This is a genomic window from Streptosporangium canum, from assembly GCF_900113865.1.
Taxonomy (GTDB): Bacteria; Actinomycetota; Actinomycetes; order Streptosporangiales; family Streptosporangiaceae; genus Streptosporangium; species Streptosporangium canum.
In genome coordinates this window covers 36871-52624 of the sequence record NZ_FOQY01000001.1, presented here as the reverse complement: position 1 = coordinate 52624, position 15754 = coordinate 36871, and the positions used below count along the sequence as shown (strand labels likewise).

The 15754-nt window shown below is 69.7% G+C and carries 10 protein-coding genes and 1 other RNA gene; 8 read left to right on the top strand and 3 right to left on the bottom strand.

All coding sequences use genetic code 11. From position 1 onward, the window contains the following. Positions 1 to 783: 783 nt before the first annotated feature. Entirely contained in the window at positions 784 to 5664 is a 4881-nt protein-coding gene (locus BM085_RS00175) for an NAD-glutamate dehydrogenase (protein ID WP_093885029.1), read from the top strand. Between the two features lie 237 nt (positions 5665 to 5901). On the opposite strand, the gene BM085_RS00170 is transcribed toward BM085_RS00175, so the two are convergent. Continuing rightward, on the bottom strand, positions 5902 to 6945 hold the full coding sequence (locus tag BM085_RS00170) for a DUF8094 domain-containing protein (RefSeq protein ID WP_143120747.1): 1044 nt from the start codon (positions 6943 to 6945) through the stop codon (positions 5902 to 5904). Between the two features lie 97 nt (positions 6946 to 7042). Between BM085_RS00170 and prfB the strand changes: the two genes are divergently transcribed. Beyond that, on the top strand, positions 7043 to 8161 hold the full coding sequence (prfB, locus tag BM085_RS00165; RefSeq protein WP_093885027.1) for a peptide chain release factor 2: 1119 nt from the start codon (positions 7043 to 7045) through the stop codon (positions 8159 to 8161). An 84-nt stretch (positions 8162 to 8245) separates the two neighbouring features. Here prfB and BM085_RS00160 read toward each other — a convergent pair whose 3' ends face one another. Then, on the bottom strand, positions 8246 to 8437 hold the full coding sequence (locus tag BM085_RS00160) for a hypothetical protein (RefSeq protein WP_012888191.1): 192 nt from the start codon (positions 8435 to 8437) through the stop codon (positions 8246 to 8248). A 235-nt stretch (positions 8438 to 8672) separates the two neighbouring features. Between BM085_RS00160 and ftsE the strand changes: the two genes are divergently transcribed. From ftsE to ssrA, 5 genes are all read left to right on the top strand, one after another. Continuing rightward, complete coding sequence (ftsE, locus tag BM085_RS00155; RefSeq protein ID WP_012888192.1) at positions 8673 to 9362, top strand: cell division ATP-binding protein FtsE; 690 nt, start codon at positions 8673 to 8675, stop codon at positions 9360 to 9362. 30 nt (positions 9363 to 9392) lie between these two features. Beyond that, the gene (gene ftsX, locus BM085_RS00150; protein ID WP_093885026.1) at positions 9393 to 10298 is read left to right on the top strand and encodes a permease-like cell division protein FtsX; all 906 of its coding nucleotides are present in this window, start codon (positions 9393 to 9395) and stop codon (positions 10296 to 10298) included. Positions 10299 to 10384: 86 nt separating this feature from the next. After that, entirely contained in the window at positions 10385 to 10852 is a 468-nt protein-coding gene (smpB, locus tag BM085_RS00145; RefSeq protein ID WP_031162459.1) for an SsrA-binding protein SmpB, read from the top strand. Between the two features lie 2 nt (positions 10853 to 10854). Continuing rightward, positions 10855 to 12738, top strand: coding sequence for a penicillin-binding transpeptidase domain-containing protein (locus tag BM085_RS00140; protein WP_093885025.1), 1884 nt, complete (start codon positions 10855 to 10857; stop codon positions 12736 to 12738). A gap of 346 nt (positions 12739 to 13084) precedes the next feature. Beyond that, positions 13085 to 13469, top strand: a transfer-messenger RNA (tmRNA) gene (gene ssrA / locus BM085_RS00135). Positions 13470 to 13621: 152 nt separating this feature from the next. On the opposite strand, the gene BM085_RS00130 is transcribed toward ssrA, so the two are convergent. After that, positions 13622 to 13936 (bottom strand): type II toxin-antitoxin system Phd/YefM family antitoxin, encoded by a 315-nt coding sequence (locus tag BM085_RS00130; protein WP_093885024.1) that lies wholly within the window; start codon positions 13934 to 13936, stop codon positions 13622 to 13624. A gap of 147 nt (positions 13937 to 14083) precedes the next feature. Here BM085_RS00130 and BM085_RS00125 point away from each other — a divergent pair, with 147 nt between their 5' ends. Continuing rightward, positions 14084 to 15751, top strand: coding sequence for a serine/threonine-protein kinase (locus BM085_RS00125; RefSeq protein WP_093885023.1), 1668 nt, complete (start codon positions 14084 to 14086; stop codon positions 15749 to 15751). Positions 15752 to 15754 lie beyond the last annotated feature (3 nt).

Sequence of the window (15754 nt, the reverse complement as noted above, 5' to 3'; positions counted from 1 at the left end):
GTCCGTCTGTCCGGAGCGGGCCGCATGATCGTCTCCCCGAGGGTTTCCGTTTTCCTGCCCGTTGAGACGGCCGCCCGGCCCGCCTGGTTGATCACATTCGCATCACAACGACCGCACCCGCCGCGGACCCCTACGATTGGCGGTGGGGGAGGAGCTCTCTCCTTCCGGAGACCGGGTGAGACGCCACGGCCGCCGGGCACCGCCGACCGGGTCTTCTCGATCCCCTCGGCGGCTGCGGGGCTGTCACGTTGACGTTTTACGGCTTTTCGGGTGGTATCAGGAGCGGCGGCATGTTCCGGTCAACGGGGATCGGGGCAGATGGCCGCTGGAGGTGTTGTGCCGCGGGCCATGTCCGGTGAGCGGAGTGACGTGAGCTGTCTGGACAGTCCGAGGGGCGCCGGTGCGACCGGACTCGCCCGGCGGCGACGCCGCCCTTCCCGGCCCACCGTGTGGGATGCTGATCTCACCGCCCTCTCCCAGCGAGGATTCGCCGTCTCCGACCAGGAGACCTCCGCTTCCCCGCTGACGGTGGCGAGGGACCGCGGGTCACATGAAGACCCGCGGCGACTGGCCGAGGACCGGCTCACCCATGACGAGACCGCCGCCCCGCCGCGGACGTGTCCCCGGTCGGCGGCCGAGCCGTGGATCGCGACAGAGCCGGGGACACCGTGTCCCGGAAGGCGCCCGCGCCCGCATTACCTCCCCCTTATGTGGGAACTACGGACTTGGTCCTAGATCCCTAATCAAATGTGGAAAAACCCCTCACAAAGGAGTGAGAGCGACATGCCGCTCGACGAGGCCAAGGACGAGCTGCTGAGGAGTGCCGCCGAAATGTGCGCGCACACACCGGGCAGCGACCACGTGGGTGCCGAGGAGGCGCTCGCCTACCTCAGGCTCTACTACCGGCATGTCGCGACAGAAGACCTGCTGAGCCGCAACCCGGTCGACGTGTACGGCCCGGCGATGGCCCAGCGGCAGCTCGCGGAGAAGCGCCCCCAGGGCCGCGCCATGGTGCGGGCCTACACCCCGAGCCTGGAGGAGCACGGCTGGGACCCCGGCTGCTCGGTCGTCGAGGTGGTCACCGACGACATGCCCTTCCTCGTCGACTCGGTGACGATGGAGCTCGACCGGCACCAGATCGGCACCCAGCTCGTCATCCACCCGCAGATGCGGGTGCGCAGAGACATGACCGGCAAACTGCTCGGCCCGGAGCAGGACGACGTCACCGGGCAGACGCTCGTCGAGTCCTGGATGCACTTCGAGATCGACAGGCAGGCCGACCCGGCCGCGCTCAAGGAGCTCGAAACCGACCTGCAGCGCGTCCTGGAGGACGTGCGCTACGCCGTCGAGGACTTCGTCAAGATGCGGGCCCTCGCCGTGCAGACCGCCGAGGACGTGTCGGTCAACCCGCCGCCGCTGGACCTGGCGGGGGTCGAGGACAGCCTGGAGCTGATGCGCTGGCTGGCCGACGGGCACTTCACCTTCCTCGGCTACCGCGAATACCGCCTGGAGGAGACCCCGGAGGGCGACACGCTGCGCCCGGTGGCCGGGACCGGGCTGGGCATCCTCCGCCACGACAAGGCGGGCTCCGACAGCTTCGCCGCCCTCTCCCCGGAGCTGCGGGCCAAGGCCCGGGAGAAGCAGCAGATGCTGATCATCACCAAGGCCAACACCCGCGCCACCGTCCACCGCCCCGCCTACCTCGACTATGTGGGCGTGAAGCTCTTCGACGCCTCCGGTGAGGTCATCGGCGAGCGGCGCTTCCTGGGCCTGTTCACCCACGTGGCCTACAGCGAGTCGATCTCCCGCATCCCGGTGCTCCGGCGCAAGCTGGCCGAGGTCCTCGACCTGGCCGGGTTCGCCCCCGACAGCCACGACGGCAAGGACCTCATCGAGATCCTGGAGACCTTCCCCCGCGACGAGCTCTTCCAGACCCCGGTGGAACAGCTCCTGCCGATCGCGCTCGGCGTGCTCAGGCTCCGCGAGCGCAAGCAGGTCAAGGTCTTCCTCCGCCCGGACGACTACGGCCGCTACATCTCCTGCCTGATCTACCTCCCGCGTGACCGCTACACCACGAAGATCCGCGTCAAGATGCAGGAGATCCTGCTCAAGGCGGTCGGCGGCACCTCCTTCGACTACAGCGCGATGATCGGCGAGTCGGCCCTCGCCCGGCTGCACGTGGTCGTGCGCGGCGAGCGGGGCAGGCCGCTGAACGCCGAGGCGGTCGACGTGGAGGAGCTGGAGGCCAAACTGGCCGCCGCCACCCGCTCCTGGGACGACGACCTGGCCACCGCCATCGCCGAGCTGAGCTCGGAGGAGGAGACGCCCGGCCTGGTCCGCCGCTACGCCTCGGCGTTCCCCGAGGGCTACAAGGCCGACTTCCCCGCCCGGATGGCGGTCGCCGACCTGCGCCGCCTGGAGGCGCTCGCCGCCGACTCCTCCGACGAGATCGGGATGAACCTCTACGAGCCCTACGACGCCGCCGAGGGCGAGCGCCGGTTCAAGCTCTACCGGATCGGCGCCTCCATCTCCCTGTCGCACGTGCTGCCGCTGCTCCAGCGGATGGGCGTCGAGGTGGTCGACGAGCGGCCGTACGAGATCAACCGTGACGGCGACGCGCAGACCAAGGACGCCTGGATCTACGACTTCGGCCTGCGCTACACCCCCTCGTCGGAGGTGGACAGGGACGAGTTCAAGCGGCTGTTCCAGGACGCGTTCGGCGCGCTGTGGCGGGGCCGGGTGGAGAGCGACGGCTTCAACGCGCTCGTCCTGGCCGCCGGGCTGACCTGGGAGCAGGCCGAGACCCTGCGGATCTACGCCAAATATCTGCGCCAGGCCGGGACCACGTTCAGCCAGGACTACATCGAGCGGGTGCTGCTCGGCAACGTACGGCTCGCGCGGCTGCTGGTGCGGCTGTTCGAGGCCAGGCTCGACCCCCGGCGCTCGGAGGAGGTCCGGTCGGACCTGGGCGAGGCGCTGAACGAGGAGATCCTCGGCGCCCTGGACGACGTGGCCTCCCTGGACGAGGACCGCATCCTGCGGGCCTACCTGGAGATGATCAACGCCACGCTGCGGACGAACTACTTCCAGACCGTGGACGGCGAGCGCAAGCCGTACATCAGCCTGAAGTTCGACTCGCCGTCGATCAGCGTGCTGCCGCTGCCCCGGCCGAAGTTCGAGGTCTTCGTCTACTCGCCCCGGGTCGAGGGCGTGCACCTGCGCTTCGGCAAGGTGGCGCGAGGCGGCCTGCGCTGGTCGGACCGGATGGAGGACTTCCGCACCGAGGTCCTCGGCCTGGTGAAGGCGCAGATGGTGAAGAACACCGTCATCGTCCCCACCGGCTCCAAGGGCGGCTTCGTGGTGAAGAACCCGCCGAAGTCGGGCGCCCGGGAGGATGTGCTGGCCGAGGGCGTCGCCTGCTACCGGATGTTCATCTCCGGCCTGCTGGACATCACCGACAACCTCGTCGACGGCCAGGTGGTCCCGCCCGCCGACGTGGTCAGGCACGACGAGGACGACACCTACCTGGTGGTCGCCGCCGACAAGGGCACCGCGACGTTCTCCGACATCGCCAACGCGGTGGCCAAGGAGTACGGCTTCTGGCTGGGAGACGCCTTCGCCTCCGGCGGCTCGATCGGCTACGACCACAAGGCCATGGGCATCACCGCGCGCGGCGCCTGGGAGTCGGTCAAATACCACTTCCGCACGGCCGGCGTCGACATCCAGACCACCGACTTCACCGTGGCCGGCGTCGGCGACATGTCCGGCGACGTGTTCGGCAACGGCATGCTGCTCTCCCAGCACATCCGGCTGGTCGCCGCCTTCGACCACCGGCACATCTTCGTCGACCCCGACCCGGACGCCGCGCGCAGCTACGCCGAGCGGGCCCGGTTGTTCGCGCTGCCGCGCAGCTCGTGGGCCGACTACGACACCTCGCTCATCGCGCACGGCGGCGGCGTCTGGCCGCGCACGGCCAAGTCCGTCCCGCTCTCCCCGCAGATGCGCACCGCGCTCGGCATCGCCGACGGGGTGACCTCGCTGGCCCCCAACGACCTGATCAGCGCCATCCTGCGGGCCCCGGTGGACCTGCTGTGGAACGGCGGCATCGGCACCTACGCCAAGGCGTCGGGCGAGTCGCACGCCGACGTCGGCGACAAGGCCAACGACGGCCTGCGGGTCAACGCCTCCGAACTGCGCTGCAAGGTGATCGGCGAGGGCGGCAACCTGGGCTTCACCCAGCTCGCCCGGATCGAGTTCGCACTCAACGGCGGGCTCGTCAACACCGACTTCATCGACAACTCCGCGGGCGTGGACACCTCCGACCACGAGGTGAACATCAAGGTCCTGCTGGACCGGGCGGTCCGTGAGGGCGAACTCACCGACAAGCAGCGCAACCAGCTCTTCCTCGACATGACCGACGAGGTCGCCGGCCTGGTCCTGCGGGACAACTACGACCAGAACGTGGTGCTGGCCGCCGCCCGCGCGCAGGCGCCGGAGATGCTGCACATCCACTCCCGCCAGCTCCGCAAGCTGGAGCGGGCCGGGCTGGTCAACCGCGAGCTGGAGTACCTGCCGTCGGACAAGACGCTCGCCGAGCGGCGCCAGGCCGGACTCGGGCTGACCGCGCCGGAGTTCTCGGTGCTGCTGGCCTACACCAAGCTGGTGGTGGACGCCGAGATCCTCGGCTCCGACCTGCCCGACGACCCCTACCTGGCCTCCTGGCTGGTGTCCTACTTCCCGACGGCGCTGCGCGAGCGCTTCCGCCACTACATGGACGCCCACCCGCTCCGCCGGGAGATCATCACCACCGGCGTGGTGAACGACCTGGTCAACTCCAGCGGGACCACCTTCATGTTCCGTCTCGGCGAGGAGAGCGGCGCGTCCACCCCCGACATCGCCCGCGCCTACCTCGTCACCCGCGAGGTCTTCGACCTGCCCAGCTTCTGGCGGCAGATCGAGGAGCTGGACAACAAGGTGGACACCTCAACTCAGATCGCCATGGAGCTTGAGGCGCGCAAGCTGGCCGAGCGCGGCACCCGGTGGCTGCTCGGCAACCGCCGCGCGCCGCTGGACCTGGCCTCCACGGTGAACTTCTTCGCCAAGGGCATGAACGGGCTGCTGGCGCACCTGCCCAAGCTGCTGACCGGCTCCGACCTGGCGGCGTTCGAGGATCGGCGCGACAGTTTCGTCGCCCGGGGCGTGCCCCCGGAGCTGGCCGAGCGGGTCGCCGCGATGGTCCCGGCCTACTCCACGTTCGACCTGGTGGAGGCGGCCGTGCACACCGGCCGGCCGGTGAACGAGGTGGCCGAGGTCTACTTCGACCTGGCCGACCGGCTCCAGCTCTCCGGGCTGCGCGAGCGCGTCATCGCGCTGCCCAGGGACAACCGGTGGAACTCCATGGCACGGGCCGCGCTCCGCGACGACCTCTACGCCGCGCACGCCACGCTCACCCGTGGCGTCCTGGCGCACAGCGAGTCCGGGCTGACGCCGGAGGAGCGCCTGGCGCGCTGGACCGAGGTCAACTCGGCGGCGATGGCGCGGGCCCGGCAGACCTTGTCGGAGATCTGGGAGAGCGACAACTTCGACCTCGCCACACTGTCGGTGGCGCTGCGCGCGATCCGCACGCTGGTGGCCGCCACCAACCTGCCGCACAGCGAGGTCTGACCGCCCGCCGTGACCCGGCCCCCGATCCGGGGGCCGGGTCTCCTGGCGTGGTCAGGGGGCGTTCCCCGGGAGTCGTCAGGGGCCGGGGTCTCCGGGGAGCCGCGGATGCCGGTCTCCGAGGGGCCGCGTCTCAGAGGGGCCGGGTCTCCGAGGGGCCGGAGCCTCGAAGGGCCGCGTCTCCGAGGGGCCGGAGCCTCGGCGGGCCGGGTCTCCCCGATGGGCCCGCCGACGGGGGGCTCAGGAGACGAAGACCTTGGTGATGCCGCCCAGATAACCGATGATCTTCGCCGGCCTGCGGCTGTTCTTGGCCGGGACGGTGCTCACGTACTGCTGCAGCTCCACGGTGCGCAGCTCCTTGGAGGCGCGGCGCTCCTTGACCAGATGCTTGGCGTCCGGCGGCACCACGATCTCCGCGCAGGGCTCTACCTTGGAGGTCACGGTGGTGGTCCTGACCAGCGAGTAGGTGACCAGGGCGCCGCCGCCGGCGGTGCGCAGCGCGTACACCGGATAGTTGCTCGCGGCGAAGATCGAGTCGTAGCCCAGGCAGTCTTCCTTCTTGTAGTCCAGCCGGTTGGCCGCGATCTCGTCGGCGTAGCCGGTGGTGTGCGGCCCCGCCTCGATCAGCCCGGCGGTGAACCCCTCGGTGCCCTCCTCGGCGGAGGTCGCGTGCAGCGGGGCCATGAGCCGGGGGCTGATCTCGACGCTCGTGTCCTCGTAGTCCAGCGCGGTGGCGTAGCCCTCCGCGTCCTTGGCGATCTCCGGTATCCGCGCGCCGGGCTCCAGCAGCGAGGCGGAGCTGAGGGTCCACCGCTCCCCGCCGTATTTGATCAGCGTCAGTACGGCGGGGCGCACCTCGCCCGCCGAATCCGTGCGGTTCACGACTGCGGCGAACCAGAAAGGAGTCCGCTGCACCCGCGGGACCAGCAGCTGCGGCCTGCCCCAGGTGTAGTGAGGGGGAGAGGCGCCCGCCGGGCCGTTGAGGGCGACCTGGGCGAGGGCCTCCTGCCCGTCGTCGGTCTGCTCCAGCAGGTTCCTGTCGTCGGCGTCCTGGCGCGGCGTGGCGCGGCTCAGCACCTCCTGCGCGCTCAGGAGGCCCGCCAGCTCCTTGCCCGCCTCCGCGAGCGTGACCCGGGGCGCGGGCAGGGCGGCGGGGGTGAGGGGGGAGCCGGTCGCCGGACGGCCCTGCCCCGCGGAGGTGCCGCCGGAGCCCGAGCACGCGGCGGTCGCGGTCACCAGGGCGAGGGCGAGCACGAGCAGACCCCGTCGCCCACGTTCCCGCACGTCCGCCTCCCGATGGTCCCTCGCGGCCCCATGCTAGCCATGGCGGGGGCGCGAGCCGTACACAACGGGGTTCGGCGGTCGCGTACCCTTTACAGACGTGGCACTCATCGATCCGGCAGAAGAGATCACCGAGCTTACCGGCACACTGAACAGCATTCAGGACGTGCTCGACCTCGACGCGATACGCAAGCAGCTCGAGGAGCTCGGGGAGCAGGCCGCCGCGCCCGACCTGTGGAACGACCAGGAGCGCGCCCAGAAGGTCACCAGCAAGCTCTCCTACCTGCAGGGCGAGGTCAACAGGGTCGAGTCCCTGGGGCAGCGCCTGGAGGACCTGGCCGTCCTGTACGAGCTCGCCGCCGCCGAGGACGACGAGGAGACCCGCGAGGAGGCCGACCGCGAGCTGGACTCCCTGAGGAGCGACATCGGCGCCCTCGAGGTCCGCACCCTGCTCTCGGGCGAGTACGACGCGCGTGAGGCGGTCGTCACGATCCAGTCCCAGGCCGGTGGCGTGGACGCCGCCGACTGGGCCCAGATGCTCCAGCGGATGTATCTGCGCTGGGCCGAGCGCAAGGGCTACCCGACGGAGGTCTACGAGACCTCCTACGCCGAGGAGGCCGGGATCAAGTCGACGACCTTCACCGTGAAGGCGCCGTACGCCTACGGCACGCTCCGCGGCGAGCACGGCACGCACCGGCTGGTCCGCATCAGCCCGTTCGACAACCAGGGCCGCCGCCAGACCTCCTTCGCGGGCGTCGACGTGGTGCCGGTCGTCGAGACGACCGACCACATCGACATCAACGAGGACGACCTGCGCGTCGACGTCTACCGCTCCTCCGGCCCCGGCGGCCAGGGTGTCAACACCACCGACTCCGCCGTCCGCCTGACCCACCTGCCCACCGGCATCGTGGTCTCCTGCCAGAACGAGCGCTCCCAGCTCCAGAACAAGGCGACCGCGATGGCGGTCCTGCAGTCCAAGCTGCTGGAGCGCAAGCGGCAGGAGGAGGCCGCGGCGCTGAACGAGATCCGGGGCGAGGCCACCACCTCGTGGGGCACCCAGATCCGCAACTACGTGCTGCATCCGTACCAGATCGTCAAGGACCTGCGGACCGGCACCGAGGCGGGCAACCCGAGCTCGGTGCTCGACGGCGACCTCGACGAGTTCATCGAGGCCGAGATCCGGTGGACCCGCCGCCAGGAGTCGGGCGTCGACCAGTAGCCGGCCCCTGAGGGCCGGCTGATGAGAGCGGGGTCCGGGGGTCGCGAGGCGCTCCGGAAGCCTCTCAGAGGCCCGTGAGACGCCTCAGGCGCCCGAGAGGTGCTTGAGGGCGAGGGTGAGGAAGAACAGCGCGATCAGCGCCAGGGAGACGAGCGCGGGGGTCATCCCGCCCAGTCCGTGATGGTGCATCCGCTCGCGGTTGGCGCGGCACAGCGGGCAGCGGCCCTCCGCCACAGGGTGGGCGCACCCCGCGCAGACCAGGTCCTCACAGCTCATGATGTCCTCCCTCTCCGAGGTAAGAACTACTTTATGTGGTCGTTACCGGGCGCCGAATCGTTTTGTTTCCGTTATGGACTTTCCATGCCAGTCTTCCCCCTAGACTGGGCTCCGGCCAACCGGAACGTCGATCAAGAGTAAAGACCGGCGCCCCCCGGCCGGCGAGAGGCGGAAGTGGACCTCTGCCACTCCCGCGACCGTCCTAACCCCTAGACTGGCATGCCGTGATGCGCCCGTGATCCATTTTGATAATGTCACCAAGGTCTACGCGAACCAGAACCGGCCCGCGTTGGACCACGTCAGCGTCGATGTCGACAAGGGCGAGTTCGTGTTCCTCGTCGGCCCTTCGGGGTCCGGGAAGTCGACCTTTCTACGCCTGGTCCTGAAGGAGGAGCGCCCCAACTCCGGAGCGATCCATGTGGCCGGCAAGGACCTCGCCCGACTGTCCAACTTCAAGATCCCCCACCTGCGCCGCCGGATCGGCTGCGTCTTCCAGGACTTCCGGCTCCTGCCGAACAAGAACGTCTACGAGAACGTCGCGTTCGCCCTGGAGGTCATCGGCAAGCCGCGCCGGTTCATCCGCAAGGTCGTGCCCGAGGTCGTCGAGCTCGTCGGCCTGGAGGGCAAGGCCCACCGGATGCCCGACGAGCTGTCCGGTGGCGAGCAGCAGCGGGTCGCGATGGCCCGCGCCTTCGTCAACCGGCCTATGATCCTGCTTGCCGACGAGCCGACCGGAAACATCGACCCGGCGACGAGCATCGGCATCATGAAGGTGCTCGACCGGATCAACCGGACCGGTACCACGGTCGTCATGGCCACGCACGACGCGGCCATCGTCGACTCCATGCGCAAGCGCGTAGTGGAACTGGAGGACGGAAAGATCGTCCGTGACCAGTCGCGTGGCGTGTACGGCCAGGCGTACTGAGACCAGGACCAGAAGAGCGACAGGAAGAGCATGCGGGCAAACTTCATCTTCTCCGAGGTCTGGATTGGCCTCCGCCGTAACCTCACGATGACCATCGCGGTCATCGTGACCGTGGCCATCGGCATGGCGCTGCTGGGCGTGGGTCTGATGATCAACTCTCAGATCTCCGGCATGAAGGACCACTGGTCGGACAAGGTCGAGGTCTCGGTCTTCCTGTGCAAGAAGAACGACGCCTTCCCGCAGTGCAAGGGCAGCGGCGGCGTGAACGCGCAGGAGCAGGCCGCGCTCAAGACGCAGATCGAGAGCATGCCGCAGGTCGAGCGGGTGGAGTTCGAGGACGCCGCCAAGGCCTACGCGAACTTCCGCGCGCAGAACGCCGGCAACACCGTGATGCTCTCCGCGATCCAGGTCGGGGACATGCCGGAGTCGTTCCGGGTCAAGCTCAAGGACCCCGACACCTACGGCGCGGTGATCGACTCGCTCAAGGGCGCCGCCGGGGTCTCCAACGTGGTCAACCAGAAGGCGATCCTGGAGAATTTCTTCGGGCTGCTGGAGAGTCTCCGCTGGGCCGCCCTGGTGATCGCGGTCATCCTGGTCTTCGCGGCCGCGCTGCTGATCGGCAACACGGTCCGGCTGTCCGCCTACAACCGCAGGCGCGAGACCGGGATCATGCGGCTGGTCGGCGCCTCCAACCTCTACATCCAGCTCCCGTTCGTGATGGAGGGGGTCATCGCCGGCCTGCTCGGCGGTGTGGTGGCCGCGCTGCTGCTGATCATCAGCAAGGTGTTCCTCTTCGACAAGGTGCAGGCGTACCTGGCCAACACCCCGCTCACGTGGGAGACCGTGGCCACGGTGATCACTCTCACAATGGTCATCGGTGTGGTCATCTGTGTGCTCGCCTCGTTCATCACGCTCCGCCGCTACCTGCGGGTGTGACGCGGCCGTGCTGATGGCTCGCCCGTCGAGCGCGCTCGGGCTCTCGGGCGCGGCTCGCCGCTCCGGTCCCCGGTAGGCTCGGGGGCATGCCACGTGAGACCGGGCGGAAGGTCATCGCCCAGAACAAGCGTGCCTGGCACGACTACCACATCGAGGACACCTACGAAGCTGGTCTCGTGCTGCAGGGCACCGAGGTCAAGTCGCTGCGCCTTGGCCGCGCCTCCCTCATCGACGGCTACGCGGTCATCAAGGACGGCGAGGCCTGGTTGATCAACGTCCACATCCCCGAATACACCATGGGGACGTGGACGAACCACGCGGCGCGCCGCACCCGCAAGCTGCTGTTGCACCGTAAGGAGATCGACAAGCTGGTCTCCAAGACCAAGGAGGGCGGTCTCACACTGATACCGCTCGCGATCTACTTCAAGGACGGCAAGGCCAAGATCGAGATTGGTCTTGCGAAGGGCAAGAAGGACTGGGACAAGCGGCAGACGCTGGCCGAGAATCAGGCCAAGCGTGAGATGGCCCGCTCACTGAGGTACAGGAACAGGTAATTGTGACGGGGAAGGCTCGGCGGGCCGTCGCCGCGGCGCTCACGCTGGCGGCGACGGTCCCCATGCTGTCCGCGTGTTTCGAGGAGCCGTCGGCCCACGAGGCGGTGCGTGACTTCCTGGTCGGCTGGCAGACGGGCGACTACGCCGCGGCCGCCCGGCGGACCGACGGGGACCAGAAGGCGGTCCGTCAGGCCCTGGAGGACGCCAAGGTCCACCTTGACGCGGCCTCGTTCCGCTTCAGGCTCAAGGGGATCCGGAGCGCGGGGGAGCAGACCGAGGCCGACTTCGCGGCCGAGGTCGACCTGGGGGAGAACAACCCCCTCTGGGAGTACGCCGGAAAGCTCCCCCTGCACCTGGTGGACGGCCACTGGAAGGTGCGCTGGTCGCCCAGCGTGATCCACCCCCAGCTGCGCGAGGGCCAGCGGTTCGCCGTGGACGTCAAGCCGCAGGGGCGCCAGCCGATCCTCGACCGCAACAACGACCCGCTCCAGCAGGAGGCCACCCTTTACGTGGCCAACGTCATCCCGTCCCTGCTGAAGGACGAGGTCGCGGTCTGCAGGCAGCTCTCCAAGATCACTGGTTTCCCGCAGGACCGCCTGCTGAGCCGGATCCGCTCGGCGATCCCCAACGTCCAGGTCCCGCTGGTCACCTTCGGCCGCGCCAAGTACGCCCAGCTCCGCACCCAGCTCGAGGCGATCCCGGGCCTCCAGATAAGCCCGGAGTCGCTGCCGGTCGCCCCCGACTCGCCCGCCCAGATCGTCGGCGCCGTCACCGCCGTCACCCCGGAGACCGAGCAGCAGCTCGGCGGCCCGCAGCGGGCCGGAGACACGGTCGGCCGGAGCGGGCTGCAGAAGGCATACCAGGAATACCTCACCGGCTCGACCGAGACCAGCGTGATCATCCTGGACACCAAGACGTCGAAGACGGTGGCCGAGCTGCGCAAGTGGCGTCCGGGCCGGGCCACCTCGTCGGTGCGCACCACGCTCGACCGCCCCATGCAGAAGGTCGCCGACAGCGCCCTGCTCGGCGGCTCGCCGGCCATGCTGGTCGCGGTCCAGGCCTCCACCGGCAACGTGCTGGCCGTCGCCAGCACGAAGGAGTACCACCAGGAGAGGCACGCGCTCGCCGGGAAGTTCCACGCCGGCAGCCTCTTCTCGATCATGTCCGTCGAGGGGCTTCTCAAGGCCCAGATGAGTCTCAAGCAGAAGCTCGCCTGCCCGGTCGACCGGACCGTCGGCGGCGCGCAGTTCCACCAGGCCGCACCGCCGGCCGGGAGCACGCTGAGCCTCCAGGGCAACTTCGCCACCGGTTGCGTGACCGCGCTGGCCTCGCTGGCCCGCAAGGTCGACGGTGCCGAGCTGGCGGCCAGCGCCGCGAGGTTCGGGATCGGCGCGCAGTGGAGCCTTCCGCTGAAGACCTTCAGCGGCAAGATGCGGCCGCTGACCAACGACGCCGCCACGGCCAAGGCCATCGCCGGGCAGAACGTCTCGGTCAGCCCGCTCTCCATGGCACTGGTCGCCGGGGCGGTCGCCTCGGGCACCTGGCATCCGCCCGTCCTGGTCATCGAGCCGAAGACGCCGGACCCCTCGGCCGAGGCCGAGCCGGTGAAGACTCCCGACGCGATCAGGATCGACGACAAGACGATCAGCACCCTCAAGACGCTCATGCGCGCCGGCGTGACCTCCGGCTCGGCCCGCCTGGCGGCGGCTCCGGGCGACCCGGTCTCCGGCATCACCGCCTCCGCGACACAGGGCCGCAAGCCGCTGGCCTGGTTCGTCGGCTGGCAGGAGGACGTGGCGGTGGCGGTGCTCGCCGAGAGCACCGACTCCACGGCGGGGGCGGCCATCGCCGGGCGGTTCTTCCGGGGCCTGCACGCCGGACTGTGACTCAGTGGAATATTCTCATCACTGCGAGCAACCATCGCGTGTCCTGTCTGCGTCCTTCTAAGTGACTGAGCCCCGCTCGGGGGTTGCGGGCTCGGTCGTCGTGATGAGATCAGGGCTTCGTCTCGGGGGAGGCCCTGCCGTCCGGACCGGCTCGACCCTGCCGGTCGGCTCCGGGGGCGCGTGCGACAGAGCCGCGTCCCCGGGGTTCCGGGCGTCTGTCGGCCCCCAGGGGGCCTCCCGGGCATGGGGAGGGCCTGCCGGATGGGAATTCAGTTGGCGTTACCCGTGTTGTAACAGGTATCTTCGGATAGCTCGGTCCCTCGGGATCGGGTTGACAACTCAACAGGGGGGTGACTGGTTTCGACTTTGGCTTTGCAAGTCAGGGGAAGCGGGTCGAGGACTGCGGACATAACCTCGTTAACACTGTGACCGCGACCAACAAGTGCCAATAAGACGCACTCCGAAGTCAGCCAGGGCAACCTGGCACTCGCCGCCTAAGCAGCGAGTGACTTCTGCCGGCCCGGGAGCGCCTCCGGCCCGGATCCGGCATCGCTAGGAGGCTCAACCGATCGACCCGGCCACGGGGAAGATCGGGAAATCAAACAGTGGCTGAGCCCGTCGGCGTCTTGCCTGTGTGAACGCCGGGGCTGAGAAAAGCACAGCAGGCTGCACCCGGAGAAGCCCTGTCTTGGAGTTGAAGGACGCGGGTTCGATTCCCGCCACCTCCACCACCTCGGTGTCGTCCGGCCACCGGCTCACCTGAGCCGGGGCGGATGACCCCCTGTCAGCGGCGCCCCCTCAAAGGGGGACGCCGCTGTTGTCATTTCCGGCGCCCCTGCCCGGCCGCCGGTCCTCGGGTCACGCCCCCGCTTCTGCCGTTGGGTCACCGCGGGCCCTCGGTGAACTCGCCCCTGCCGTACGCGCGGTCATAGGGACGATAGAGATCGTCGTTGACGTGACGGTCCAGGTCGGCGCGGTACTCCCGGTCGTCCAGGCGCGGCATGCCACGGGACATGGCGGCGAACTCCGCGCGGGAGACGGCGCGCCGTCTGCGACGGATGGGCACCAGGTCGCCGATGTGGTCGCCGTTGCGGGTGACGGCGAATCGCTCGCCGCGTTCGAGGGCGTCCATGATCTCCGCCGAACGGTTGCGCAGATCACGCTGTGAGATCCGCGCCGGATTAACGGGCTCAGGCATGCTCACACGTCGACTGTACGCCTGAGGTGCTACCTGGTGCCATGAAGTAGCACATCTCATCGACCGGACCTGACGGTGACCTCCCCCGATGGTGCGTGAGGAACACCCGGAAAGTGGGAGGAACGCCGGAAAGCTACGCTAACTCCGATGAACCCTTCGGAACGGGCCGCACCGGGCGAGTCGCGGATGATCGGCGGCTACCTGCTCCGGCGCGTGCTCGGACGCGGCGGCATGGGCACCGTGCACCTCGCCAGCACCCCGACCGGCGGCCTGGCCGCGGTGAAGGTGATCAACCCGGAGCTGGCGCGCGACCCGGCCTTCCGGCGGCGTTTCGAGCGCGAGGTCGCCGCCGCCCGCATGGTGGCCCGGTTCTGCACGGCCCCGGTGCTGGACGCCGGGCTCGACGGGGACGTGGCCTATCTCGTCACCGAATACGTCAAGGGCCCCGACCTGGCGCAGGCCGTACGGGAGCAGGGGCCGATGACCGGCTCCGACCTGGAGGCCCTGGCGGTCGGCATCGCGGTCGCGCTGAACGCGATCCACGGGGCGGGGGTGATCCACCGGGATCTCAAGCCGTCGAACGTGCTGCTGTCGCCGATGGGTCCTCGTGTGATCGACTTCGGGATCGCGAAGCTGGTCGACGGGGACAGCCTGATGAGCCAGGGGATCCAGGGGACACCGGCGTTCATGGCCCCCGAGCAGGTGCGCGGGGAAACGCTCACACCGGCCGCCGACGTCTACGCCTGGGGCGGGGTGATCGCGTTCGCGGGGACCGGGCGGCTGCCGTTCGGCGGCGGGGCGCCGGCGGAGGTCCTCTACCGGATCGTCAACGAGGGTCCGCGCCTCGACGGCCTGGACGGGCGGATCCGCGGCTTCGTCGAGCGGGCCATGGCCAAGGACCCGGCCCGCCGGCCGAGCGCCCCGGAACTGCTCGGCGAGCTGGTCGGCGGGCGGGCCATGACTCCGGCGACGGCCACCCAGGTGGTCGAGCAGACCTGGACCGGCCGGCCTCCGGTCCCTCTCGGAGAGACCTGGACCGGCCGGCCTCCGGTCCCTCTCGGAGAGACCCGGACCGGCCGGCCTCCGGTCCCCCTTGGAGAGACCCGGACCGGCCGGCCTCCGGAGCCTCTCGGAGAGACCCGGCCCGCTCGGCGCGGGTGGCGGACGCCGCTGCTCGCCGGGCTGGCCGCCGTCGCCGTGGCGGTGGCAGGGGTGGTGACGTGGCGGACCGTGGCGTCCCCCGGCGGGGAGTGGCCCTTCCACGCCGACTTCGGCGGCGCGGATCACTCCTGGTCGGTGGGCTCCACCGCCGCCGGGCGGGCGGAGGTCGCGGACGGGTCCTACCTCCTGACCGTCAATCCGGGCTGGCGGCTGTGGAAGTCGGCGCCCGCGCCGGACGAGCCCGAGGGGGGAGTGGTGGTCAGCGGCTCGGCGCGGCTGACGGAGGGCGCGGGAGAGTTCGGCGTCTGGTGCCGGGGCGACGCCGGCACCGGTGACCGCTACGAGTTCGCGGTCAGCGGCTCCGGGACGGTCTCGATCACCAAACGGCAGGCCGGGCAGAAGGGCACGGTCCTGTACGGCCCGGCCGGGAAAGCGGAGGTCAAACCGTCGGCGGACAACCGGATCGTCGCCGAATGCCGTCCCGACGGGTCGAGGCTCCTGCTGCGCATGTGGGTCAACGAGTCCCTCGCCGGCGAGGCCGTCGACGCCGCCCCCTACGGCCCCGGGCAGACCGGGGTGCACGCGGCACCGGACGGCGACGCGGCGATGCGGGTCAGGTTCGGCTCGTTCAACGTGCGCCGAACGGGAGGGTAGTCC

Excerpts from the sequence above, each read along its gene's own strand:
- BM085_RS00125 (WP_093885023.1), top strand. The coding sequence starts at position 14,084 with ATGAACCCTTCGGAACGGGCCGCACCGGGCGAGTCGCGGATGATCGGC.
- BM085_RS00175 (WP_093885029.1), top strand. The coding sequence starts at position 784 with ATGCCGCTCGACGAGGCCAAGGACGAGCTGCTGAGGAGTGCCGCCGAA.
- BM085_RS00160 (WP_012888191.1), bottom strand. The coding sequence starts at position 8,437 with ATGAGCTGTGAGGACCTGGTCTGCGCGGGGTGCGCCCACCCTGTGGCG.
- ftsX (WP_093885026.1), top strand. The coding sequence starts at position 9,393 with ATGCGGGCAAACTTCATCTTCTCCGAGGTCTGGATTGGCCTCCGCCGT.
- smpB (WP_031162459.1), top strand. The coding sequence starts at position 10,385 with ATGCCACGTGAGACCGGGCGGAAGGTCATCGCCCAGAACAAGCGTGCC.
- BM085_RS00130 (WP_093885024.1), bottom strand. The coding sequence starts at position 13,936 with ATGCCTGAGCCCGTTAATCCGGCGCGGATCTCACAGCGTGATCTGCGC.